Below are 24,593 nucleotides of genomic sequence, written 5' to 3' on the forward strand. Positions count from 1 at the left end.
TGTGCGATCCGCCAAACGGCACCGTGGCAGCTGACGTGGCCACGCCGGGACGGGGCGCTCCGCGCGGACGGCGGACCGTCCGGCATCGCCGCCGGTCAGGCCGGGTACGGCGGCGCTACACGCCCTGCCGGTCCCGCCCCCTGGCCATGATCACGGCCAGGCCGGTGTCCGTGTCGCGCCAGTAACCCACCGCATCGGCCAGGACGCCCTCGACGATGCTCCACTCGTCCGGCGCCGCGGCCGCATAGCCCTGCCAGCCCGTCAGGACGAGCAGCCGGCCTCGGTCGGCGGGGCACCAGGACAGATCGGTGAGGCAGTCGGCGAGCGCGTCCCAGTTGCGGCCGAACCAGTCCGGCAGCCGCAGCGCGCGCACGCACCCCTCCATGAAGGCGGCCTTGTCCACGACCCCCTCCAGGTCCAGGGCCCCGGCCGTCCAGCCGGCGTCCCGCGCGGCGGCGAGCGCCTCCGCCACCGAGCGCTCCGCGGGCCACGGCAGCACTCCCGGGGGCGTACTGCCGTCGAGCACCGCCGCGAGCGGCCGGGGCACAGAACCCGTCATCGGAGCACCGCCTTGAAGGTCCGGTAGTGGTCGTCGGTGTAGTAGGTCTCATGGCTCCGGCCGGTGACGAGCCGGCGGGCGCCGCGGTCCGGCGAGCCGGGCGTGCGGACCGTGTACTCGTGGTAGTGGCCGTGCGGCTGACGGGGCAGCAGCCGCTCGCGGTTGCCGAAGACGGTCCCGTCCTGCGCGTACGGAAAGGGCCCGCCGGCGTCGATGAGCCGGAGGGTGTCCCGCGCCTGGGAGGGCAGCGCGCCGACCGGGACGACCGGCATGCCCTGCGCCCAGTCCGGTACGCGGGTGGAGCTCGGCGCCTCGGCGACGGCCGTGGCGGTGGACCGCCCCGATCCGGGTGAACTCCCGGCGTCGCCACCGCCCGTGGCACACCCGGCCAGTACGAGGAGCAGCCCGGCGAGCAGCGTGCCGAGGACAGCGGCGGCACGGCGCGGGACGGAGCGGATCACCATGCGCCGATGCTGTCACAGGGCTGCGCGGGCTGCTCGTCGATGACGGCGTCCGGGGCGCCCGGGGGCGGGGCCGCGGGCGGACGCCCGCTGTCCCCCGCGCCGGGTCACGCTGCGGCGGAGGTCACGCCCCGTCAGGGTCCGCCCGGTCCAGTGCGGGGCGCGGGCCGGGGCCGGTCTCCAGCAGCAGATGGTCGGCGGCGGCGGTGTCCGTGACCAGGCTCGTCACCAGCCCGGAGCGCAGGACCGCGCCGATCGCGTCGGCCTTGCGCCGGCCACCGGCGATGGCGACGACCTCCGGGATGCGGCGCAGCCGGTCCGCCTCGACGGTGATGCACCGCTCGCCGAGGTCCCGGCCGATCCGCCGTCCCTCGGTGTCGAAGAGGTGCGCCGACATCTCGGCGGCCGCACCCAGCGAGGCGTAGTGCTCCCGCTCCTGCTCCGAGAGCATGTCGTAGACGGTGGAGACGCCCGGCTCCCAGGAACCGATGGAGACACAGGCCACGGTGACCTTGTCGAAGTAGTCGAAGGCGCGGGCGATACCGGTCTGGCGGCGCAGCGCCTCGGCGGTCGCCGAGTCGGGCAGCAGCATCGGCGCATAGATCGGGTGCGCCTCGCCGCCGGCGACATCGGCCGCACGGCGCACCGCCTCGACCGACCCGCGGTCGGCGGTGCCCGCGTCGTAGACACCGGTCAACTGCACGACGGTGCACGGCGGGAGGTGGTGCAGCGCGGCCGCCATGTGAATGGTCGACCGGCCCCAGGCCAGCCCGAGCACATCGCCCTCGGTGACCAGCTCGCCGAGGAGGTCGGCCGCGACCTCGCCGAGGTTCTCGGGGTCGGCGGCGTCATCGGGCGGGGTCTGGCCGCCGAAGGCGGGGGGAGCGTCCGCGGGGGACTCGACGACCACCGCGTGCCGCAGGCCGTAGCGGGCCCGCAGGGCGTCGGAGCGTTCGGCGTCCAGCTCGGAGGGCACCCGGATCTCGATCCGTACGAGATCGCGCTCCAGGGCGGTCTCCAGCACCCGCGCGACCTTGAACCGGCTGACGCCGAATTCCTCCGCGATCTGGATCTTCGACTTGTTCTCAAGATAGAAACGGCGGGCCATGGCCGCGGCCTGCACCAGCTCGGCAGGGCCCATTCCGGACTGTGGGCGGCTGGCTACCACGAAATTCTCCCCTTTTGCGCATCTGATCGAGTCTTTGCTCATCCTTTCAGAAACCCGGCGGCAACGGGGACCACGACCGCCCCGACCTCGTGAACGCTGGGTTGCGCCACGTACAACGGGCGGCACGGCCCCGCCACGGACGGATTTCCGTGGCGTGAATCAGACGGACCGCCCGCCCGTCCCCGCCGGCCGCCGTCAGTGCAGGCAGCCCCAGCCCGCTGCCGCGGTCGCCGTCTCGGCCTTCTCGCGCAGGTCCCGGACCGCCTTCGCCGGGTCGTCCGCGCCGTACACCGCGGAGCCCGCCACGAACACATCGGCGCCCGCCTCCGCGCACCGTTCGATGGTCTCCGCCGAGACCCCGCCGTCCACCTGGAGCGCCAGCTCCAGACCGTGCCGGGAGATCAGCTCACGGGTGCGGCGGATCTTCGGAAGCATGATGTCCAGGAACGCCTGACCGCCGAAGCCGGGCTCCACGGTCATGATCAGCAGCATGTCGAGCTCGGGGAGCAGATCCTCGTACGGCTCGATCGGCGTGGCCGGCTTCAGCGCCATCGATGCCCGTGCGCCCTTGGCCCGGATCTCCCGCGCCAGCCGCACCGGCGCGGCCGCCGCCTCCACATGGAAGGTCACCGAACCGGCCCCGGCCTCGATGTACTGCGGCGCCCAGCGGTCCGGGTCCTCGATCATCAGATGCAGATCGAGGGGGGTGTCGGTCGCCTTGCTCAGCGACTCGACCACCGGCACGCCCAGGGTGAGATTCGGGACGAAGTGGTTGTCCATGACGTCGACGTGCAGCCAGTCGGCGCCCTTGACGGCCCGCGCCTCCTCGGCGAGGCGGGCGAAGTCTGCGGACAGGATGCTGGGGTTGATCAAGGCCATGCCCCCAGTATGGCGTGCGGGCCGGGGGCGGAGGCAGGCGGGACGGAACGGGACCGGGACGGATGCCGGAGGGGGCTCAGGCGCGATCCGGCGGCGCGTTGCGGCGGCCGGCGACGGGAGCCGTCGACCGCCGCGTGACGCTGCCGGCGGCCGCGGCCCGCCGCGCTCAGCCCGTCCGTCGCAGCAGCGCCAGATACATCGCGTCCGTGCCGTGCAGATGCGGCCACAGCTGGACGTCCGGGCCGTCGCCCAGGGCCGGTACGCCGGGCATCAGGGGCCGGGCGTCGACCCACTCCACCTGCACCGGCTCGCCGCCCCGCCCCTTGAGGACGTCGTCCACCACGGCCCGGGTCTCGGCGGGATGCGGCGAGCAGGTCGCATAGCCGACGACACCGCCGACCCGCACCGCTGCGAGTGCCTGCCGCAGCAGCTCGCGCTGGAGCGGGGCGAACCCGTCCAGGTCCTCGGGACGACGCCGCCAGCGCGCCTCCGGCCGCCGGCGCAGCGCGCCCAGGCCGGTGCACGGCACGTCCACCAGGACCCGGTCGAAGGCGGCGGGCTGCCAGGCGGGGCGGGTGCCGTCGGCGGCGATGACCGCGTACGGGCCGGGGTTGCCCTCCAGCGCCCGTGCCACCAGACGTGCGCGGTGCGGCTGCTTCTCCGACGCCAGCAGGGCGGCACCACGCTGCGCCGCGAGCGCCGCCAGCAGCGCCGCCTTGCCGCCGGGGCCCGCACAGCCGTCGAGCCAGGCGCGGTCGGGGCCCTCCACGGGCGCGTTCGCCAGCGCGAGGGCGACGAGCTGGCTGCCCTCGTCCTGCACCCCGGCGCGCCCCTCGCGGACCGGGTCCAGGGCGCCCGGCTCGCCGCCTTCCGCGAGCCGTACCGCATACGGGGACCAGCGCCCGGGCAGCGCGCTGTCCTCGCCCACCACCGCCAGCAGTTCCTCGGCGGTGGACCGGCCGGGCCGGGCCACCAACGTCACCTCGGGGCGTTCGTTGTCCGCCTCCAGCAGGTCCTCGATGCCGGCCCGGCCGCCGCCGAGCGCGTCCCACAGCGCCGAGACGATCCAGCGGGGGTGCGCATGCACGATGCCGAGGTGGTCCTCGGGGTCCTCGTCGTACTCCGGGGCGACCCGCTCCAGCCAGCCGTCCAGGTCATGGGCCGCGATCTTGCGCAGCACCGCGTTGACGAACTTCGCCCGCCCGTCGCCCAGCACCACCCGCGCCAGCTCGACGCTGGCACTCACCGCGGCATGGGTCGGAATCCTGGTGCCGAGCAACTGGTGCGCCCCGAGGGTCAGCACGTCCAGGACCGGCGGGTCCACCTCCCGCAGCGGGCGGTCCACGCACTGCGCGATGATCGCGTCATACGTCCCCTGCCGCCGCAGCGACCCGTAGACCAACTCCGTCGCCAGCGCCGCGTCCCGGGCATCGAAGTCGCCGCCCTCACGCGCCTTGCGCAGCAACGGCGGCAGCACGAGATTCGCGTACGCGTCCCGCTCGTCGACGGCCCGCAACGCCTCGAACGCGAGGATCCTGACCGGGTCCTTCTGCGGGCGGCGATAGGGCTTGCTGGGGCGGCGACGCGGCTGCTGACTCACAGAAAAGGTGCTCCGGGTACGAGATGAGGGGTCCGTCCCAGCCTACGCGGGCGCGCGGCCGGAGCGCGCGGGAGGCCGGACGGCGGACCGGGCCGCCGCCCGGCGGCAACAGGCCCCGGGACAGGGGCGGCTCCGGGGGCGAATTCCGGCGGCCGGGGCTCAGTCCCCCAGCCGTTCCCCGCCCTCGATACGCACCCCGCGCGCCCAGTCCGCCGCCTTCATGGGCTTCTTGCCCTGCGGCTGGACCCAGACGAGTTCGACAGGATGACTGCCGGTGCCGACGTACACCGCCTTCTTCGTGACGGCGAGTTCGCCGGGCGCCGGCGACGGCTCGGTGTGGCCCGCGGCGGAGGCGGCCGACATCAGCTTGAGGCGCTCACCGCGGAACACCGTCCAGGCCCCGGGCGCGGGCGCACAACCGCGGATCACCCGGTCGACCCGCAGCGCGGGCGCCGTCCAGTCCACCTTGGCGTCCTCGACCTCGATCTTCGGCGCGAGCGTGACGCCCTCGGCCGGCTGCGGCACCGCCTCCAGCGTGCCGTCCTCGATGCCGTCCATCGTCGCCACGAGCAGCCCGGAACCGGCGAACGCCAGCCGGGTGAGCAGATCGCCGCTGGTGTCCGTCGGCCGGACCTCCTCGGTCAGCACCCCGAATACCGGGCCGGAGTCCAGTCCGGTCTCGATCTGGAACGTCGAGGCGCCGGTCACCTCGTCCCCCGCCAGCACCGCATGCTGCACGGGCGCCGCGCCCCGCCATGCGGGCAGCAGCGAGAAGTGCAGATTGACCCACCCCTTGGCGGGAATGTCGAGCGCGGACTTCGGCAGCAGCGCACCATAGGCGACCACCGGGCAGCAGTCCGGCGCGATCTCCCGCAGCCGGGCCAGAAAGTCCTCGTCGCGCGGCTTGACGGGCTTGAGCACCTCGATGCCCGCCTCCTCCGCACGCTCCGCCACCGGGCTGGCGACCAGCTTCCGGCCGCGTCCGGCCGGCGCGTCGGGCCGGGTGACGACGGCCACGACCTCGTGCCGGTCCGAGGCGATCAGGGCATCGAGGGCGGGTACGGCAACCTCGGGGGTGCCGGCGAAGACAAGCCTCATGGGTGGCGAACTACCTCTCACACGCAACGGAACGACACACCAGTCTATGGGTCCCGTCCCAGGCCATGGGTGGTGGATCCGGGGGGCGTGCAATATTTCCCGCGCCTCGTACGGAAGCTCGTGCGCCCCCATACCGTGACCAGAGCCGCTGCTGTCGCGTTGGTCAAACAGCATTGACCCGACCGGGCCGCTTTGGCGGCCCGCTCGCTTTCACCCTTCCTTTTCCACGCCGGTTCGAGAGGCTTGCTCATGGCCGACCACGCAACCCACGACGCCCAGGCGCGCGCCAGCCTGCATCTCCTGGTGCGGGACATCGAGCGGGTGCGCCGGCAGGTGGACGCCCTGCGCACGCTGACCGCGCAGCTCGGCAACGTCTACCGGCCGCGGCGCACGGGGCCCTCCGCGGGCTTCGTCGTCTACGGACGCGCCCCCGCCCCGACGGTGCGCCTCGCCCAGGAACTACGGGACAGCGTCGAAACACTCGTCACGGCCGCGGTCGATTTCGACCGTTCGCTGGGATTCTCCTGGGACGCGGTGGGCTCGGCACTCGGCGTCACCAAACAGGCGGTGCACCGCCGTTACGGTGCCCGCAGAGCCGCCGCACAGCCCAGCGCGGAGACCAACGGCGGTGAGCCGACGGTGCGTTCGTCCGATGCCGCCGCCGCGACCCGCGCGGTGACCATGGCCGCGGGCCTGCCCGGTTCCGCGGCCGTCCCGGCCGCCCGCTCCATGCCCGCCCAGCCCTCCGCGGTCTCCCGCGACGAGCCGGCCCGCCCGGGCGCCTTCCCCGGCCCCCGCAACGGCTGAACCACCCCGGCACCGAGCGCCCACCGCTCCCCCGTCGCTCGCCAACGCCCTGGGACCACCCACTGACATCGGTCCCGGGGCGGCGCCATGTCCGGAGACCGAAGGGCGACATGCCGTCACGTCATCACCCGGGCGTCCCGCTTCGTCTCCGTGCATCACCCGGGCGTCCCGTCCCGGCTCCGTACATCCCGGCTCCCGCTCCGGGCTCCCCCCGGCTCCCGGCTCCCGGCTCCCGGCTCCCGGCTCCCGGCTCCCGGCTCCCGGCTCCCGGCTCCCGGCTCCCGGCTCCCGGCTCCCGGCTCCCGGCTCCCGGCGACGGTGCCACGGCCGGAGCGCCCGCGCCTCTCTCACCGCGGTGCGGCGGACTCCCCCGGGCCGGACGACGCCCCCGCCGGCTCCACGACCGCCCGGCTTCGCCCGCCACCCCGGCCCTCACCCGCCGCCCCGCTCATCGGCCCTCACCCCAGATCGGGCGGATCGATCCGGACCCGTACGGCCTCCCCCTCCCGCTTGACCAGCCGGGCCGCGCGGGCGGCCTTGAGCGCCGCGGCGAGGGCCGCGCCCTGGCCGGGACGGACGCGTACCAGTGCACGTTCCCACTGCTCGCCGGGCGGAGGGTCACCCGGCCGGCGCGGGCGGCCGGGGTCCGGCACCGGCAGCGGTACGGGCCCCAACACCTCGGCGTCCGCCGGGAGTTCGGCGTCCCGCAGCAGCTCGACGACATCCTCGGCGCGGCCGGCCACGGAAGCCATCCGGGACACCGGAGGGAAACCCAGCTCGGCCCGCTCGGCCAGCTCGCGGACCGCATGGCCGACCGGATCCCAGCGCACCAGCGCCTGCACCGGCCGCAGCGTCGGTTCCGCGATCACCGCGACGGTGCCGCCCTCCGCCTGGCCACGGACCAGCGCGGCGGCGCCCAGCCAGCGGCGCAGCGCCTCCTCCCCCGCCCGCAGATCCGGCCGCCCCAGCAGCGCCCAGCCGTCCAGCAGCAGCGCCGCCGCGTATCCGCCCTCCTCGGCCACCGGCTCGGCGCCCGGGGTGCTCACCACGAGCGCGGGGGCACCCGGAACCGTGACCAGCACATGATCACGCCCCGAGGTGCGCACCGGGACCGAGGGAAACACCCGGCCCAGCTCCTCCGCCGTCCGCCGCGCCCCCACGATCTGGGCCCGCAGCCGCGCGCCGCCGCACTCGGCACAGTGCCAGTCCGGCTCCGGACGGCCGCACCAGGCACAAGCCAGCTCCCCCGCCTCCTGTGACTCCAGCGGACCCGCGCAGGCCCGGCAGCGCGCGGGGGTACGGCACCGTTCGCAGGCCAGCCGGGGCGCATATCCGCGGCGCGGCACCTGGACGAGCACCGGTCCGTGCTTGAGGCCCTCGCGCACCACCTGCCAGGCCATCGACGGCAGCCGGGCGGCGCGCGCGGCGGCATCCCGCGCCTCGTCACCGTCGCTGACCGTACGCACCAGGGGCGCCGCGGCCCGCACCTGCTCGCGCTCGGCGGCCAGCGGGCGCGCCCAGCCCGTCTCGACCAGCTGGGCCGCCTCGACCGTGCAGCTCAGCCCGCCCAGCAGAAACCCGGCGCGCTCGTTGACCGACCGCTGGATGAGGACCTCGCGGGCATGCGGCTGAGGGGCATGCGGATCACTGTGGCTGGCGTCCCCGTCGTCCCACAGGGCGACCAGCCCCAGGTCGGCAACCGGCGCGAACATCGCCGCCCGGGTCCCGACCACGGCGCGCACCGCACCACGGCTGACCGCCAGCCAGCGGCGATAGCGCTCCTCGGGCCCGGCATCGGCGGCCAGCAGCACATGCCGGCCCTCCCCGATCAGCTCGCCGAGCGCCGCGTCCACCCGCGCCGCGGCGCGCCCGTCCGGCACCACCACCAGCGCACCACGCCCGCCCGCCAGCGCCGCGGCCGCCGCCCGCGCCAGCTCCCCGGGCCAGGTCGCCCCGGGCAGCGCCGTCCACACCGCGCGCGGCGCGTCCCCCCGCGTCAGCGCCGCCAGGAACCCGGGTCCTGCTCCGTACCGCTCCCAACTACCGGGCTCCGGCGGCGCGTTGGGCGGCAGTGGCGCAGGCGACGGCTTGGCCTCCGCCCGGGCCCGCCGCGGCGGCACCGCCAGCTGCACCACATCGGCGAGCGTCCCGGCATAGCGGTCCGCCACCGCCCGGCACAGCCCCAGCAGCTCGGGCGTCAGCACCCGCTCGGACGACAGCACCTGCGCGATCGGGGCGAGCACCCCCCGGTAGTCGCTCTCCGCGGCCCGCTCGACGATGTACCCGCTGACCAGCTTGCCGCCCTCACGGCGGCCGCCCTTCTCGCCCGCCCCGAACCGCACCCGCACCCGCACCCCGGGCTGCGCCTCGGCATCCATCGCCGCGGGCACCGCGTAGTCGAAATACCGGTCGAGGTGCACCAGCCCCTTGTCGACCAGCACCCGCGCCACCGGCAGCCCGGCGGCCAGCTCGGCCCCCCGCCACGTCCGCGGCTTCGCCCGCTCCGCCTTGGTCTCCCGCACGGCCTCCCGGATGAGGGCCAACTGCTCGCCCGCACCCGCCGCCCCCGCCTCCGGTCGCCCGTTCTCCCTGCTCACAGCATCAAGTCTTAGCAGACGGCACCGACAGCGCGCGGCGCCCTGTGGACAGCCGACGGCCCCGGACCGCCAAGCGGTCCGGGGCCGTGCTCACAGCGAGTGGCGTGCGGGGGGACTTACAGCCCCGCAGCCTTCTTCAGCGCCTCCACCCGGTCCGTGCGCTCCCAGGTGAAGTCCTCCAGCTCACGGCCGAAGTGGCCGTAGGCGGCGGTCTCCGCGTAGATGGGGCGGAGCAGGTTGAGGTCGCGGATGATCGCGGCCGGGCGGAGGTCGAAGACCTCGGCGATGGCCTGTTCGATCTTGTCCGTGTCGACGGTGGCCGTGCCGAAGGTCTCGACGAAGAGACCGACCGGCTCGGCCTTGCCGATCGCGTACGCGACCTGGACCTCGCAGCGGGCCGCGAGGCCGGCGGCGACGACGTTCTTGGCGACCCAGCGCATCGCGTAGGCGGCCGAACGGTCGACCTTGGACGGGTCCTTGCCGGAGAAGGCGCCGCCACCGTGGCGGGCCATGCCGCCGTAGGTGTCGATGATGATCTTGCGGCCGGTGAGGCCGGCGTCACCCATCGGGCCGCCGATCTCGAAGCGCCCGGTCGGGTTGACCAGCAGGCGGTAGCCGTCGGTGTCCAGCTTGATGCCGTCCTCGACGAGCTGGTTGAGGACGTGCTCGACGACGAACTCGCGGATGTCGGGTGCCAGGAGCGAGTCGAGGTCGATGTCGCTGGCGTGCTGCGAGGAGACCACGACGGTGTCGAGGCGGACGGCCTTGTGGCCGTCGTACTCGATGGTGACCTGGGTCTTGCCGTCGGGACGGAGGTAAGGAATGGTGCCGTTCTTGCGGACCTCGGAGAGACGGCGGGAGAGCCGGTGCGCGAGGTTGATCGGGAGCGGCATCAGCTCCGGGGTCTCGTCGCAGGCGTAGCCGAACATCAGGCCCTGGTCGCCGGCGCCCTGCTTGTCCAGCTCGTCGTCATCGCCCTCGACGCGGTTCTCGTACGCGGTGTCGACACCCTGGGCGATGTCCGGGGACTGCGCGCCGATGGACACCGAGACGCCACAGGAAGCGCCGTCGAAGCCCTTCTTGGACGAGTCGTAGCCGATGTCCAGGATCTTGTTGCGGACGAGATTGGGGATGTCGGCGTACGCCTTCGTCGTCACCTCGCCGGCCACATGCACCAGGCCGGTGGTGATCAACGTCTCCACGGCGACCCGGGACGTCGGGTCTTCCTTGAGGAGCGCGTCGAGAATGGTGTCGCTGATCTGGTCAGCGATCTTGTCAGGGTGGCCCTCGGTCACGGACTCCGAGGTGAACAGGCGGCGGGACACATCGCTCCCTGGGGTTGCAGCGGCTGCTGGCTGATCATTGGCGGAAGGGCCGAGAGCTGCGCTCGGCCCGATCCACTCGCCAGTTTATCGGTCGTGTGCGGTGTTCGGGCACGCGGTCTCGATTTATGGACCCCCTGTGACCTGGGACACCGCGGCCCACGGTAGGACGATCACGTTGAGCATGGGCCTGGTCAAGGGGGCATGCCGGATTTTAGGGGGCCGGTGGAGTGATTCCGCGGCCTGTACGGGCACGTCAGGGGCGAGTCTCGGCCAGGCGCGGGGCGACCAGGTCCCAGACCGTGTCGGCCAGGGCTTCCTTGGGGCCGTACGGGACCGGGGTCTCGGTTCCGTCGGCCGCCAGGATCACCGCTTCGTTCCCGTCCGAGCCGAACGCCTTGGTTTCCCCGACCTCATTGACGACCAGCAGGTCACAGCCCTTGCGGGCGAGCTTGGCGCGGCCGTTGGCGAGCACGTCGTCGGTCTCCGCGGCGAAGCCGACCACGAGCTGACCGGGGCGGGCGCGCTCGGCGGAGATCTCAGCGAGGATGTCCGGATTTCGCACCAGAGTGACTGGTTCCGGGTCCTGGCCGTCGACCTTCTTGATCTTGCCGGTGGTGTAGACGGCGGGCCGGAAATCGGCGACCGCGGCCGCCATGACCACGGCATCGGCGTCCGCGGCGGCCTTCAGCACGGCCTCGTGGAGCTGACGGGCCGTGCCGATGTGGATCACGTCCACACCGGCCGGATCCGGCAGCTCGGTGTTGCCGGCGACGAGGGTGACCCGGGCACCGCGGGCCGCCGCCGTACCGGCGAGCGCATAGCCCTGCTTGCCGGAGGAACGGTTGCCCAGGTAGCGGACGGGGTCCAGCGGCTCGCGGGTGCCGCCCGCGCTGACCACGACATGGCGGCCGGCCAGATCCTGCTCCGCCGCCCGTGGGCCGCGGGCCAGCACCCGGCGGCAGAATTCGAAGATCGCGGCCGGGTCGGGGAAGCGGCCCTTGCCGGTGTCGACGCCGGTCAGCCGGCCGACGGCCGGGTCGATGACGAGCGCGCCACGGCGGCGCAGCGTGGCGACGTTCTCCTGGGTGGCGGGGTTCTCCCACATCTCGGTGTGCATCGCCGGGGCGAACACCACCGGGCAGCGCGCGGTGAGCAGGGTGTTGGTCAGCAGGTCGTCGGCGAGGCCGTGGGCGGCCTTGGCGAGCAGGTCGGCGGTGGCGGGGGCGACCACGACGAGATCGGCGGCCTGGCCGATACGGACGTGCGGGACCTCGTGGACGGACTCCCAGACCTCGGTGGTGGCCGGGTTGCCGGACAGCGCCGACCAGGTGGCCTCGCCGACGAAGTGCAGCGCCGAGGCGGTCGGCACGACCCGTACGTCGTGCCCGGACTCGGTCAGCCGCCGCAGCAGCTCACACGCCTTGTACGCGGCGATTCCGCCGCTGACCCCCAGGACGACCCTGGGCCGCTCCCGCTCACGCTCGTCCATCGCTTCGCCGCTCCCCTGACCTAGGTCCGTCCGTATGCCCCTATGACACACCAAGGGCCCGGCGGTCGCGCCGCCGGGCCCTTGGTGAATGCGTTCCGCTGCTTACTGAGCCGGGCCCTCGATGGCCTCGGAGGTCAGCAGACCCGCGTTGATCTCGCGGAGCGCGATCGACAGGGGCTTCTCGTGGACGTGGGTGTCCACGAGCGGGCCGACGTACTCGAGCAGGCCCTCGCCGAGCTGCGAGTAGTACGCGTTGATCTGACGCGCGCGCTTGGCGGCGTAGATCACCAGGCTGTACTTCGAATCCGTGGCCTCGAGAAGCTCATCAATGGGCGGGTTGATGATGCCCTCGGGTGCAGTGATGGAAGAGGACACTCTCTACCTTCCGAAGGGGGATGAAGCGGGGGTGTAGCGAAAAGTCTCGGACGATCCGGGGAGCTTCGCGGTCAGCCGCTGGAGTTCTGGTCTCCGGATCGATTCAGCATCAAGGCTAGCAGCTCACGGCTGACGTCCTCGACGGAGGTGTTGACAAGCGTCACATCGAACTCTTTCTCCGCTGCCAGCTCGACCCTGGCGGCGGCCAGCCGACGCTCGATGACCTCCGGCGCCTCCGTGCCCCGGCCGGTGAGCCGGCGGACCAGCTCGTCCCAGCTCGGCGGGGCCAGGAAGACCAGATTCGCCTCCGGCATGGACTCGCGGACCTGGCGGGCGCCCTGGAGGTCGATCTCCAGCAGGACCGGCTCCCCGGCCTCCAGGCGGTCCAGCACCGCCTTGCGGGGGGTGCCGTAGCGGTTGCCCGCGAACTCCGCCCACTCGAGCAGCTCGCCGTTGGCGATGAGCTTGTCGAATTCTCCGTCGTCGACGAAGAAGTAGTGGACGCCGTACCGCTCCCCGGGCCGCGGCTTGCGGGTGGTGGCCGAAACCGAGAGCCAGACCTCGGGGTGGACCTTGCGCATATGCGCGACGACCGTGCTCTTGCCGACCCCGGAGGGGCCGGAGAGCACGGTCAGTCGCGGTTGTCTGGCCGGGGGCGCGGGGGTCGTCCCCCCGGAGACTGCAGAACTCATGCAGCGATTATTCCAGCTTCCCGGTGATGCCGGAAAATTCAGGAAGCAGTGCTGCCGAACTCGCGCTCCAGCGACGCGATCTGGTTGGAGCCAAGACCCCGGACTCGGCGGCTCTCGGAGATCCCGAGTCGCTCCATGATCTGCTTGGCGCGGACCTTGCCGACGCCCGGCAGGGACTCAAGGAGCGCGGAGACCTTCATCTTGCCGATGACGTCGTTCTCCTGGCCCTGCTTGATGACCTCATGGAGGGAAGCACCGGAGTGCTTGAGCCGATTCTTGACCTCGGCGCGCTCCCGGCGAGCCGCGGCGGCCTTCTCGAGCGCGGCTGCGCGCTGTTCAGGGGTAAGGGGCGGAAGAGCCACGCCTACGTCACCTCGGATGTCGAACTGTCGGATACGGACCGGTGTGGAACCTAGTCGCCCCGCAACAGCGGAGCAACGAGCAACGCGCTTACGTGCAGTGCTCTCGTCGGAGACTAGCGCCAGAGGGCGCCGGAGTCAGCGAGAACAAGCGAAAAGTCCTGGTCAGACTCTGCTGACCAGGACAATTCGGGACCAAAGTCCCCGTCGGAAGGCTCTCAATCGAGCGCGGTGCGCACTTCCTCGGCGAATCGGGCCGCCGCGTCGCGCAGAGCTGCGGCGTCCGGGCCGTGCCGCAGCACCCCCCGGCTGACGCTCGGGACGACGTTGCGCACGGCTTCACCGAAGACCTTCGGGAGGTCGGCGGGGGTGGCGCCCTGGGCACCGATGCCGGGTGCGAGCAGCGGGCCGTTGATCGCCAGGTCGAACGAGGAGAGATCGCCGAGCGTGGCGCCGACGACCGCGCCGAAGGAGCCCAGCGGCTCGGCACCGGCGTTCTCGGCCGCGAGGTGGCCGAGCATGGTCGCGGCGAGCGTGCGGCCGTCCTCGCGCACCGCCCGCTGGACCTCGGCGCCCTCCGGGTTGGAGGTGAGGGCGAGGACGAAGAGCCCGGCGCCGCTCTCGCGTGCCAGGTCGACGGCCGGCTTCAGCGAGCCGTAGCCGAGGTACGGAGACACGGTGAGCGCGTCGGAGAACAGCGGCGAGTCCTTGCGCAGGTAGGTCTCGGCGTAGGCGGCCATGGTCGAGCCGATGTCGCCGCGCTTGGCGTCCATCAGGACCAGGGCGCCGCGCTCGCGCGCCTCCTCGACGGCGGTCTCCAGTACGGCGAGGCCGCGTGAGCCGAAGCGCTCGAAGAACGCGGACTGTGGCTTGAAGACGGCCACCGTCTCGCCGAGGGACTCCACGACGGTCCGGGTGAACCGCGCCAGGCCCGCGACATCGTCGTTCAGGCCCCAGTCGGCCAGCAGCGAGGCGTGCGGGTCGATGCCGACGCAGAGCGGCCCGCGCTCGTCCATGGCGCGGCGCAGGCGGATGCCGAAGGGCTCGGTCATGCGGTCACCTTCTTGTGCTCGGCGCCGACGGCGTCGGCGAGGGTGGCGTACGGGCTGTTGCGCAGCCGGGCGGCGAGGCCCTTGTGGATCGCGCGGCACCAGAACGGGCCCTGGTAGATGAAGGCGGTGTAGCCCTGGACGAGGGTGGCGCCGGCGAGGATGCGCTGCCAGGCGTCCTCGGCGTTCTCGATGCCGCCCACCCCGATGAGGGTGATCTTGTCGCCGACCCGGGCGTAGAGGCGGCGCAGGACCTCCAGGGAGCGCTCCTTGACGGGCGCGCCGGAGAGTCCGCCGGTCTCGGCGACCAGCCGGGGGTCGGAGGTCAGGCCGAGGCCCTCGCGGGCGATGGTGGTGTTGGTGGCGATGATCCCGTCCAGGCCCAGCTCGACGGCCAGGTCGGCGACCGCGTCCACGTCCGCGTCGGCGAGGTCGGGAGCGATCTTGACCAGCAGCGGGACCCGGCGCTCGGTGACCGTGCGGTCGGCGGCCTCGCGTACGGCCGTCAGCAGCGGGCGGAGGTGGTCGACGGCCTGGAGGTTGCGCAGCCCCGGGGTGTTCGGGGAGGAGACGTTGACCACCAGGTAGTCGGCGTGCCGGGCGAGGCGCTCGGTGGAGGTGACGTAGTCGGCGGTGGCCTCGGCCTCCGGTACGACCTTGGTCTTGCCGATGTTGACGCCGACGGTGGCCGGGAAGACGGGGTTGCGGGCGGCCAGACGGGCCGCCACGGACGCGGAGCCGTCGTTGTTGAAGCCCATCCGGTTGATCAGCGCGCGGTCCGGTACGAGCCGGAACAGGCGCTTCTTGGGGTTGCCGGGCTGCGGCTGGGCGGTGACCGTGCCGATCTCGACGTGGTCAAAGCCGAGCATGGTCATCCCGTCGATGGCGACGGCGTTCTTGTCGAAGCCGGCGGCCAGGCCGAAGGGGCCGTGCATCCGGCGGCCCAGGGCCTCGGTGCGCAGCTCCTTGTAGCGGGGCGCGAGGGCGGCCGCCAGGAAGGTGCGCAGCACGGGGAGGCGCACGGCCAGCTGGATCCAGCGGAAGGCCAGGTGGTGGGCCTGCTCGGGGTCCATGCGCTTGAAGATCAGGTGGAAGAAGAGGCGGTACATCGTCGGGTGGGCCTTCCGGGGTGAGGAGCGAGGGGGCACGAAGAGGGGGACACCGCGTCGGTGTCCCCCTCCTGGCCGCTACTCCGCGCGGGCCGCGGTGAGATGTTCGGCGTGTTCCTGGAGGGAACGCACGCCCACATCACCGCGGGACATGGCCTCGATGCCCTGGACCGCGGCCGCCAGCGCCTGGACCGTGGTCAGGCAGGGGACGGCGCGGGCCACCGCGGCGGTGCGGATGTCGTAGCCGTCCAGCCGGCCGCCGGTGCCGTAGGGGGTGTTGACGATCAGGTCGACCTGGCCGTCGTGGATCAGCTGGACGATGGTCTTCTCACCGTCCGGGCCCTCGCCCTCGGACTGCTTGCGCACCACGGTGGCGTTGATGCCGTTGCGGCGCAGCACCTCGGCGGTGCCGGAGGTGGCGAGCAGCTCGAAGCCGTGCGCGACCAGCTCACGGGCCGGGAAGATCATCGAGCGCTTGTCGCGGTTGGCGACGGAGACGAAGGCGCGGCCCTTGGTGGGCAGTGCCCCGTAGGCGCCGGTCTGCGACTTGGCGTAGGCGGTGCCGAAGACCGAGTCGATGCCCATGACCTCGCCGGTGGAGCGCATCTCCGGGCCGAGGATGGTGTCCACACCGCGGCCGTGGATGTCGCGGAACCGCGACCAGGGCATCACGGCTTCCTTGACGGAGATCGGGGCGTCCAGCGGCAGGGTGCCGCCGTCGCCGGTCCTGGGCAGCATGCCCTCGGCGCGCAGCTCGGCGATGGTGGCGCCCAGCGAGATCCGGGCGGCGGCCTTGGCCAGCGGCACCGCGGTGGCCTTCGAGGTGAAGGGCACCGTACGGGAGGCGCGCGGGTTGGCCTCCAGGACGTAGAGGATGTCGCCGGCCATCGCGAACTGGATGTTGATCAGGCCGCGGACGCCCACGCCCTTGGCGATCGCCTCCGTCGAGGCCCGCAGGCGCTTGATGTCGAAGCCGCCGAGGGTGATCGGGGGCAGCGCGCAGGCGGAGTCGCCGGAGTGGATGCCGGCCTCCTCGATGTGCTCCATGACGCCGCCGAGGTAGAGCTCGGTGCCGTCGTAGAGCGCGTCGACGTCGATCTCGATGGCGTCGTCGAGGAACCGGTCGATGAGGACCGGGTGGCGGTCGATCAGGCCGGCGTGGCGGGTGAGGTACTCGCCCAGCGACGGCTCGTCGTAGACGATCTCCATACCGCGGCCGCCGAGCACGTAGGACGGGCGGACCATGACCGGGTAGCCGATCTCGGTGGCGATCCGCTTGGCCTCGTCGAAGGAGAAGGCGGTGCCGTACTTGGGGGCGGGCAGCCCGGCCTCGGTGAGCACCCGGCCGAAGGCGCCGCGCTCCTCGGCGAGGTCGATCGCCTCGGGCGAGGTGCCGACGATCGGCACGCCGTTGTCCTTGAGCGCCTGCGCCAGGCCGAGCGGGGTCTGCCCGCCGAGCTGGACGATGACGCCGGCGACCGGTCCCGCCTGGGTCTCGGCGTGCACGACCTCCAGGACGTCCTCCAGGGTGAGCGGCTCGAAGTAGAGCCGGTCGGAGGTGTCGTAGTCCGTGGAGACGGTCTCCGGGTTGCAGTTGACCATCACGGTCTCGTAGCCGGCGTCGCTGAGCGCGAACGAGGCGTGGACGCAGGAGTAGTCGAACTCGATGCCCTGGCCGATGCGGTTGGGCCCGGAGCCGAGGATGATCACGGCCGGCTTCTCGCGGGGCGCGACCTCGCTCTCCTCGTCGTAGGAGGAGTAGAAGTACGGGGTGTTCGCGGCGAATTCGGCGGCGCAGGTGTCGACCGTCTTGTAGACCGGGCGGACACCGAGGGCGTGCCGGACCTCGCGGACGACGTCCTCGCGCAGCCCCCGGATCGCGGCGATCTGGGCGTCGGAGAAGCCGTAGCGCTTTGCGTCCGCAAGGATCTCCGGGTGGAGCTTTTCGGCGGCCGCGATCTCGTCCGCGATCTCCTTGACGAGGAAGAGCTGGTCGACGAACCAGGGGTCGATCTTCGTGGCGTCGAAGACCTCCTGGGGCGTGGCACCGGCCCGGATCGCCGCCATGACGGTGTTGATCCGGCCGTCGGTGGGGACCTGGGCCTTCTCCAGCAGCGCGGCCTTCTCGCCCGGCTCGCCGACGAAGTCGAACTGGCTGCCCTTCTTCTCCAGGGAGCGCAGGGCCTTGTTGAGCGCCTCGGGGAAGTTGCGGCCGATGGCCATGGCCTCGCCGACCGACTTCATGGTCGTGGTGAGGGTGGCGTCGGCGGCCGGGAACTTCTCGAAGGCGAAGCGCGGCACCTTGACGACGACATAGTCGAGGGTCGGCTCGAAGGAGGCCGGGGTCTTCTCGGTGATGTCGTTGGGGATCTCGTCGAGGGTGTAGCCGACGGCGAGCCGGGCGGCGATCTTCGCGATCGGGAAGCCGGTGGCCTTGGACGCCAGCGCCGACGAGCGCGAGACGCGGGGGTTCATCTCGATGACGATGACCCGGCCGTCCTCGGGGTTGACCGCGAACTGGATGTTGCAGCCGCCGGTGTCGACGCCGACCTCGCGGATCACCGCGATGCCGATGTCCCGCAGGGTCTGGTACTCACGGTCGGTGAGCGTCATCGCCGGGGCGACGGTGATCGAGTCACCGGTGTGCACGCCCATCGGGTCGAAGTTCTCGATGGAGCAGACGACCACGACGTTGTCGTTCTTGTCGCGCATCAGCTCCAGCTCGTACTCCTTCCAGCCGAGGATGGACTCCTCCAGGAGCACCTCGGTGGTCGGCGAGAGCGTCAGGCCCTGGCCGGCGATCCGGCGCAGCTCCTCCTCGTTGTGCGCGAAGCCGGAGCCGGCGCCGCCCATGGTGAAGGAGGGACGGACGACGACGGGGTAGCCGCCGAGCTCGTCGACGCCCTTCATGACGTCGTCCATGGAGTGGCAGATGTAGGAGCGCGCGGACTCGCCGTGGCCGATCTTCTTGCGGACTTCCTCCACGACCTCCTTGAACAGGTCGCGGTCCTCGCCCTTGTTGATCGCCTCGACGTTCGCGCCGATCAGCTCGACGCCGTACTTGTCGAGGGTGCCGGACTCGTGCAGGGAGATCGCGGTGTTCAGGGCCGTCTGGCCGCCCAGGGTGGGCAGGAGCGCGTCCGGGCGCTCCTTGGCGATGATCTTCTCGACGAAGTCCGGGGTGATCGGCTCGACGTAGGTGGCGTCGGCGATCTCCGGGTCGGTCATGATCGTCGCCGGGTTGGAGTTCACCAGGATGACGCGCAGGCCCTCGGACTTGAGGACCCGGCAGGCCTGGGTGCCGGAGTAGTCGAACTCGGCGGCCTGGCCGATGACGATCGGGCCGGAGCCGATGACCAGGACGGACTGGATATCGGTGCGCTTAGGCACGCTGGCCCTCCATCAGGGAAACGAAGCGGTCGAAGAGGTACGCGGCGTCGTGCGGACCCGCGGCGGCTTCGGGGTGGTACTGGACGCTGAAGGCCGGCTGGTCGAGGAGGTGCAGACCCTCCACCACGTTGTCGTTCAGGCAGACGTGGGAGACCTCGGCGCGGCCGAAGGGGGTGTCGGAGATCTTGTCGAGCGGGGCGTCGACGGCGAACCCGTGGTTGTGCGCGGTGACCTCGACCTTGCCGGTCGTACGGTCCTGCACCGGCTGGTTGATGCCGCGGTGCCCGTACTTGAGCTTGTAGGTGCCGAAGCCCAGCGCGCGGCCCAGGATCTGGTTGCCGAAGCAGATGCCGAACAGCGGCGTCCTGCGCTCCAGGACGCCCTGCATGACGGAGACCGGGTGGCCGGCGGTGGCCGGGTCGCCGGGGCCGTTGGAGAAGAACACGCCGTCCGGGTTGACCGCGTAGACGTCCTCGACGGTGGCGGTGGCGGGCAGGACGTGCACCTCGATGCCGCGCTCGGCCATCCGGTGCGGGGTCATGCCCTTGATGCCCAGGTCGATCGCGGCGACGGTGAACTTCGCCGCACCGACCGGGACGGCTGCGCCGTCGGGGCCGATCGCCGGGACGACGTAGGACTCCTTGGTGGCGACCTGCGTGGAGAGGTCGGCGCCCTCCATCTCGGGGGCCTGGCGCACCTTGGCCAGCATCGTGCCCTCGTCGGGCAGCGCCTCGCCGGAGAAGATGCCGACCCGCATGGCACCGCGCTCGCGCAGGTGGCGGGTCAGGGCCCGGGTGTCGACCCCGCTGATGCCGACGACGCCCTGGGCGACCAGCTCGTCGTCCAGCGAGCGCACCGAGCGCCAGTTGGACGGGATACGGGCGGGGTCGCGGACGACATAACCGGAGACCCAGATCCGCTGCGACTCGGGGTCCTCGTCGTTCACACCGGTGTTGCCGATGTGCGGGGCGGTCATGACGACCACCTGGCGGTGGTACGAGGGGTCGGTCAGCGTCTCCTGGTAGCCGGTCATGCCGGTGGAGAACACCGCTTCGCCGAAGGTCTCCCCCACCGCCCCGTAGGCGCGGCCGCGGAAGCTGCGGCCGTCCTCCAGGACGAGAACGGCGGGGAGCCCCCTTGTGCCGTGGGCGGTACCCCTGGTGGAGGTCGTCATCGTGCGCCTTCCGTTTCGGTGTGCTCGGTGGTGCTGGTGTGGTGCTCGGTGGTGCTGAGTTCGTTGAGGGCCTCGACCCAGGCCGGGTGCTCGTCCGCACGGTCGGAGCGGAAGCCGGAGTCGATCTGCCGGCCGCCGTGCTCCCAGGTGACGATCAGCAGGCCGCCCTCGGTCAGGACCTTGCCGGCGATGCCCTTGTCCAGACGGGCGCCGCGCAGTGCGGCGGCCGGCACGAAGAAGTCCGCGGCGCCCGGCCGTACGACGTCCAGCCCCTGGCCGGTGAGGGTCAGCTCGGCGCGGCTGCGGGTACCCAGACCGCGCGCCACGATCCGGTCGAGCCACTGCCCGGCGGTGGTCGACCCGTGGTAGCGGCCGGCCAGCGTCAGCAGCGGGGAGCCGGGGTTCTCCGGGGTGGCGGGCAGCTCGGGCAGATCGCCCTGGAGCGTGCCGCGCCACTTCCAGCCCTGACGCATCAGCCAGTAGACGAAGACGATGAAGACCAGCAGGCCGACGACCCAGCCGATCCGCGCGGCCCAGTCGGTGACCGGCGCGGACTTCTGCGCTTCGGCCAAGTGGATCAGTGGAGGAGTCACGCCAGCTTCCCGTCGACGACCGTTGCCCGGCCCCGCAGGAAGGTGTGGGTGACGCGCCCCGGCAGCTCACGGCCCTCGTAGGGGGTGTTGCGGCTGCGGGAGGCGAAGCCCGCGGGGTCCACCTCTCCACGGTAAGCGGAATCGAGCAGTGTGAGGTTGGCGGGCTCACCAGCCGAGACGGGGCGGCCGTGGCCCTCCAGGCGGCCGATGTGCGCCGGGCGGAAGGACATCCGGTCGGCGACGCCGGCCCAGTCCAGCAGTCCGCTGTCGACCATCGTGTGCTGGACGACGGAGAGCGCGGTCTCCAGGCCGACCATGCCCATGGCCGCCGCGCCCCACTCGCAGTCCTTGTCCTCGTGCGGGTGCGGGGCGTGGTCGGTGGCGACGCAGTCGATGGTGCCGTCGGCGAGCGCCTCGCGCAGCGCCAGGACGTCGGCCTCGGTGCGCAGCGGCGGGTTCACCTTGTAGACGGGGTTGTAGCTGCGGACGAGCTCGTCGGTGAGCAGCAGGTGGTGCGGGGTGACCTCGGCGGTGACGTTCCAGCCCTTGGACTTGGCCCAGCGGACGATCTCGACCGAGCCGGCCGTCGACAGGTGGCAGATGTGGACGCGGGAGCCGACGTGCGCGGCCAGCAGCACATCGCGGGCGATGATCGACTCCTCGGCGACCGCGGGCCAGCCACCGAGGCCCAGCTCGGCCGAAACGATGCCCTCGTTCATCTGGGCGCCCTCGGTGAGCCGGGGCTCCTGGGCGTGCTGGGCCACGACCCCGTCGAAGGCCTTCACGTACTCCAGGGCGCGCCGCATGATCACGGCGTCGTCCACGCACTTGCCGTCGTCGGAGAAGACCCGGACGCCGGCCGCGGAGTCGTGCATCGCGCCCAGCTCGGCGAGCTTCTTGCCCTCCAGGCCGACGGTGACCGCACCGACGGGCTGGACGTCGCAGTAGCCGGACTCCTTGCCCAGCCGCCAGACCTGCTCGACGACGCCCGCGGTGTCCGCGACGGGGAAGGTGTTGGCCATGGCGTGGACGGCGGTGAAGCCGCCGACGGCAGCGGCCTTCGTGCCGGTCAGCACGGTCTCGGAGTCCTCGCGGCCCGGCTCGCGCAGGTGGGTGTGGAGATCGACCAGGCCCGGCAGCAGGATCTTGCCGTCCGCCTCGATGACCTGTGCGCCCTCGGCGCTCAGCCCGGTGCCGACCTCCGCGACGGTCTCACCGTCGATCAGCACGTCCTGCGGCTCGCCACCGAGGATCTTCGCCCCGCGAATAAGGATCTTGCTCATGGTTACTTGCTCTCCTCGGTGCGCATGCTGGTGCCGTTGCCGGCGGTGAGGGCGGGCTCGTTGCCGCCCAGAAGCAGATAGAGAACGGCCATCCGGATGCTGACGCCGTTGGTGACCTGTTCGACGGCGGTGCAACGGGGCGAGTCGGCGACCTGGGCGGTGATCTCCATGCCGCGGTTCATCGGCCCGGGGTGCATCACGATCGCGTGCTCGGGCATACGGGCCATCCGGTCGCCGTCGAGACCGTAGCGCCGCGCGTACTCCCGCTCCGTCGGGAAGAACGCCGCGTTCATCCGCTCGCGCTGGACGCGCAGCATCATCACCGCGTCGGACTTGGCGACCACGGCGTCCAGGTCGTACGAGACCTCGCAGGGCCACTGCTCCACGCCGATCGGCACCAGTGTCGGCGGTGCGACCAGGGTGACCTCGGCGCCGAGCGTGGTCAGCAGATGGACGTTGGAGCGGGCGACCCGGCTGTGCAGGATGTCGCCGACGATGGTGATGCGGCGGCCGGAGAGGTCCTGGCCCACGCCCGCGTCGGCGCCGACCAGGCGGCGGCGCATCGTGAAGGCGTCGAGCAGTGCCTGGGTGGGGTGTTCGTGGGTGCCGTCACCGGCGTTGACCACGGAGCCGCCGATCCAGCCGGAGGTCGCCAGGCGGTGCGGGGCGCCGGAGTCGTGGTGCCGGATGACGACGGCGTCCGCGCCCATCGCCTCCAGGGTGAGGGCGGTGTCCTTGAGCGACTCGCCCTTGGAGACCGACGAGCCCTTGGCGGAGAAGTTGATGACGTCGGCGGAGAGGCGCTTCGCCGCGGCTTCGAACGAGATACGGGTGCGGGTCGAGTCCTCGAAGAAGAGGTTGACGACGGTGCGTCCGCGCAGGGTGGGGAGCTTCTTGATCGGCCGGTCGGCGACCCGGGCCATCTCCTCGGCGGTGTCGAGGATCAGAACGGCGTCGTCGCGCGTGAGGTCGGCGGCCGAGATGAGGTGACGCTTCATCCGGTTTTCTCCGTGAGTGAAGGAGGTGTACGGGAATGTCCGTCGAGCAGGCATGCCTGCGGGCCCGGGGTCACCGGGTCCGTCAGCGGTGCGCTAACGCTCGCCGGCCGGGGCGGTGTGCTTCAGGCCGAGCAGCACGGCGTCCCGGCCGTCCTCCTCGGTGAGCTGGACCTTGACCGTCTCCCGCAGCGACGTGGGGAGGTTCTTGCCTACGTAGTCGGCGCGGATCGGCAGTTCGCGGTGGCCGCGGTCGACGAGGACCGCCAGCTGCACGGCGCGCGGCCGTCCGATGTCGCCCAGGGCGTCCAGCGCGGCGCGGATGGTGCGGCCGGAGAAGAGGACGTCGTCGACGAGCAGGACCACGCGGCCCTCGACGCCGTCGGCGGGGATGTCCGTGCGGGCGAGCGTGCGGGCCGGGCCCAGGCGCAGGTCGTCGCGGTACATCGTGATGTCGAGCGAGCCGACCGGGACCGTACGGCCGGTGATCTCTTCGAGCTTGGCAGCGAGCCGCCGGGCGAGGAAGACGCCGCGGGTGGGGATCCCCAGGAGCACCACATCGTCCGCGCCCTTGGCGCGCTCGACGATTTCATGGGCGATACGGGTGAGCATCCGCGCGATGTCCGGGCCTTCGAGCACCGGCCGTGCGGGGAGCTGAGCTGTCGTGTCGGAACTGCTTGCGTCCATATGAAACGGACCTCCTTCTCCGCCTCACGGGACGGACCTTAAAGGACGTCGAAATTACGCAGCCCAGGCTACCAGGAGCGCCCTCAGGAGCCGTCCGCACCCCTGACGGGTGAGGGTCTGCCCCGTTCCGCTTGACGAAGTCAGATTACGCTGCGTAACCTCACAGTGAGTTACCAGCCCGCGGCGGAGCCGCATGTCGATACAGCCGTCTGGGGAGTTTTATGTCCAGCGAATACGCCAAACAGCTCGGGGCCAAGCTCCGTGCCATCCGCACCCAGCAGGGACTTTCTCTCCACGGCGTCGAGGAGAAGTCCCAGGGCCGCTGGAAGGCCGTGGTGGTGGGTTCGTACGAGCGCGGCGACCGTGCCGTGACCGTACAGCGCCTTGCCGAGCTGGCGGACTTCTACGGCGTCCCGGTGCAGGAACTGCTGCCGGGCACGACACCGGGCGGAGCGGCCGAGCCGCCGCCGAAGCTGGTGCTCGACCTGGAGCGCCTCGCCCATGTCCCGCAGGAGAAGGCCGGCCCGCTCCAGCGCTACGCCGCCACCATCCAGAGCCAGCGCGGTGACTACAACGGCAAGGTCCTCTCGATCCGCCAGGACGACCTGCGCACCCTCGCGGTCATCTACGACCAGTCGCCCTCGGTGCTGACCGAGCAGCTGATCAGCTGGGGCGTGCTCGACGCCGAAGCACGCCGCGCCGTGCAGCACGACGAGCTCTGAGCCCCCCGCACCACCAGCAGAAACGTACCGCCGCTCCGGCCTTCCGGGCGGCGGTTTCTGCGTACCGGCGCACTGACGGCGCACACCGGCGGCGCGCAATGTGCCAGGAGAGCCCCCGTACGCCGTTCTGCGGGCATGCGAAGGGCCCGGAGCATCACCCATCGCTCCGGGCCCGTTCACAC

At 72.0% G+C, this 24,593-nt stretch carries 22 protein-coding genes; 2 read left to right on the plus strand and 20 right to left on the minus strand.

The genetic code is table 11. The annotated features are described in order from the left end of the window. Positions 1-115 precede the first annotated feature (115 nt). From M8I34_RS30820 to fmt, 6 genes are all read right to left on the minus strand, one after another. Positions 116-559, minus strand: coding sequence for a barstar family protein (locus M8I34_RS30820; RefSeq protein WP_250054981.1), 444 nt, complete (start codon positions 557-559; stop codon positions 116-118). After that, positions 556-1,023, minus strand: a complete 468-nt coding sequence (locus M8I34_RS30825; RefSeq protein ID WP_250054982.1) for a ribonuclease domain-containing protein — start codon at positions 1,021-1,023, stop codon at positions 556-558. Before M8I34_RS30825 ends, M8I34_RS30820 begins: the two co-directional genes overlap by 4 nt. 121 nt (positions 1,024-1,144) lie before the next feature. After that, positions 1,145-2,161 carry a sugar-binding transcriptional regulator gene (locus M8I34_RS30830; protein ID WP_250055105.1) on the minus strand — a complete coding sequence of 339 codons (1,017 nt, stop codon included), beginning with the start codon at positions 2,159-2,161 and terminating at the stop codon, positions 1,145-1,147. A 222-nt stretch (positions 2,162-2,383) separates the two neighbouring features. After that, complete coding sequence (gene rpe / locus M8I34_RS30835; RefSeq protein ID WP_250054984.1) at positions 2,384-3,067, minus strand: ribulose-phosphate 3-epimerase; 684 nt, start codon at positions 3,065-3,067, stop codon at positions 2,384-2,386. 166 nt (positions 3,068-3,233) lie between these two features. Then, positions 3,234-4,667 (minus strand): RsmB/NOP family class I SAM-dependent RNA methyltransferase, encoded by a 1,434-nt coding sequence (locus M8I34_RS30840; protein ID WP_244415992.1) that lies wholly within the window; start codon positions 4,665-4,667, stop codon positions 3,234-3,236. Positions 4,668-4,826: 159 nt separating this feature from the next. After that, positions 4,827-5,765, minus strand: coding sequence for a methionyl-tRNA formyltransferase (gene fmt / locus M8I34_RS30845; protein ID WP_250054986.1), 939 nt, complete (start codon positions 5,763-5,765; stop codon positions 4,827-4,829). Positions 5,766-6,014: 249 nt separating this feature from the next. Between fmt and M8I34_RS30850 the strand changes: the two genes are divergently transcribed. Beyond that, positions 6,015-6,572, plus strand: a complete 558-nt coding sequence (locus M8I34_RS30850) for a hypothetical protein (RefSeq protein ID WP_244415990.1) — start codon at positions 6,015-6,017, stop codon at positions 6,570-6,572. A gap of 458 nt (positions 6,573-7,030) precedes the next feature. On the opposite strand, the gene M8I34_RS30855 is transcribed toward M8I34_RS30850, so the two are convergent. The 14 genes from M8I34_RS30855 to pyrR form a co-directional block, all read right to left on the minus strand. Beyond that, positions 7,031-9,169, minus strand: a complete 2,139-nt coding sequence (locus tag M8I34_RS30855; protein WP_250054994.1) for a primosomal protein N' — start codon at positions 9,167-9,169, stop codon at positions 7,031-7,033. 116 nt (positions 9,170-9,285) lie between these two features. After that, positions 9,286-10,494, minus strand: coding sequence for a methionine adenosyltransferase (metK, locus tag M8I34_RS30860; RefSeq protein ID WP_030987337.1), 1,209 nt, complete (start codon positions 10,492-10,494; stop codon positions 9,286-9,288). Positions 10,495-10,747: 253 nt separating this feature from the next. Further along, positions 10,748-11,983 (minus strand): bifunctional phosphopantothenoylcysteine decarboxylase/phosphopantothenate--cysteine ligase CoaBC, encoded by a 1,236-nt coding sequence (gene coaBC, locus M8I34_RS30865; protein ID WP_250054996.1) that lies wholly within the window; start codon positions 11,981-11,983, stop codon positions 10,748-10,750. A gap of 102 nt (positions 11,984-12,085) precedes the next feature. Next, the gene (rpoZ, locus tag M8I34_RS30870; protein WP_005319902.1) at positions 12,086-12,358 is read right to left on the minus strand and encodes a DNA-directed RNA polymerase subunit omega; all 273 of its coding nucleotides are present in this window, start codon (positions 12,356-12,358) and stop codon (positions 12,086-12,088) included. 71 nt (positions 12,359-12,429) lie between these two features. Continuing rightward, a complete protein-coding gene (gene gmk, locus M8I34_RS30875) occupies positions 12,430-13,050 on the minus strand; it encodes a guanylate kinase (protein ID WP_250054998.1) in 621 nt (206 codons plus the stop codon). A 38-nt stretch (positions 13,051-13,088) separates the two neighbouring features. Next, the gene (locus M8I34_RS30880) at positions 13,089-13,412 is read right to left on the minus strand and encodes an integration host factor (RefSeq protein ID WP_006607450.1); all 324 of its coding nucleotides are present in this window, start codon (positions 13,410-13,412) and stop codon (positions 13,089-13,091) included. A gap of 215 nt (positions 13,413-13,627) precedes the next feature. After that, entirely contained in the window at positions 13,628-14,461 is an 834-nt protein-coding gene (gene pyrF / locus M8I34_RS30885; protein ID WP_250055000.1) for an orotidine-5'-phosphate decarboxylase, read from the minus strand. Beyond that, the gene (locus M8I34_RS30890; RefSeq protein ID WP_250055002.1) at positions 14,458-15,567 is read right to left on the minus strand and encodes a quinone-dependent dihydroorotate dehydrogenase; all 1,110 of its coding nucleotides are present in this window, start codon (positions 15,565-15,567) and stop codon (positions 14,458-14,460) included. Before M8I34_RS30890 ends, pyrF begins: the two co-directional genes overlap by 4 nt. Positions 15,568-15,645: 78 nt before the next feature. Then, the gene (gene carB / locus M8I34_RS30895) at positions 15,646-18,957 is read right to left on the minus strand and encodes a carbamoyl-phosphate synthase large subunit (RefSeq protein WP_250055012.1); all 3,312 of its coding nucleotides are present in this window, start codon (positions 18,955-18,957) and stop codon (positions 15,646-15,648) included. After that, entirely contained in the window at positions 18,950-20,131 is a 1,182-nt protein-coding gene (gene carA, locus M8I34_RS30900; RefSeq protein ID WP_244415983.1) for a glutamine-hydrolyzing carbamoyl-phosphate synthase small subunit, read from the minus strand. The genes carB and carA overlap by 8 nt, the downstream gene beginning before the upstream one ends. Then, complete coding sequence (locus M8I34_RS30905; protein ID WP_250055014.1) at positions 20,128-20,724, minus strand: hypothetical protein; 597 nt, start codon at positions 20,722-20,724, stop codon at positions 20,128-20,130. The genes carA and M8I34_RS30905 overlap by 4 nt, the downstream gene beginning before the upstream one ends. After that, the gene (locus tag M8I34_RS30910) at positions 20,721-22,007 is read right to left on the minus strand and encodes a dihydroorotase (RefSeq protein WP_250055016.1); all 1,287 of its coding nucleotides are present in this window, start codon (positions 22,005-22,007) and stop codon (positions 20,721-20,723) included. The genes M8I34_RS30905 and M8I34_RS30910 overlap by 4 nt, the downstream gene beginning before the upstream one ends. Before the next feature lie 2 nt (positions 22,008-22,009). Then, entirely contained in the window at positions 22,010-23,005 is a 996-nt protein-coding gene (locus M8I34_RS30915; RefSeq protein WP_250055018.1) for an aspartate carbamoyltransferase catalytic subunit, read from the minus strand. A gap of 93 nt (positions 23,006-23,098) precedes the next feature. After that, positions 23,099-23,689, minus strand: a complete 591-nt coding sequence (pyrR, locus tag M8I34_RS30920; protein WP_030987315.1) for a bifunctional pyr operon transcriptional regulator/uracil phosphoribosyltransferase PyrR — start codon at positions 23,687-23,689, stop codon at positions 23,099-23,101. Between the two features lie 221 nt (positions 23,690-23,910). Here pyrR and bldD point away from each other — a divergent pair, with 221 nt between their 5' ends. Continuing rightward, positions 23,911-24,411, plus strand: a complete 501-nt coding sequence (bldD, locus tag M8I34_RS30925) for a transcriptional regulator BldD (RefSeq protein WP_030076442.1) — start codon at positions 23,911-23,913, stop codon at positions 24,409-24,411. Positions 24,412-24,593: the final 182 nt, after the last annotated feature.

It is taken from the genome of Streptomyces sp. MCA2 (genome assembly GCF_023544705.1).
GTDB lineage: Bacteria > Actinomycetota > Actinomycetes > Streptomycetales > Streptomycetaceae > Streptomyces > Streptomyces decoyicus.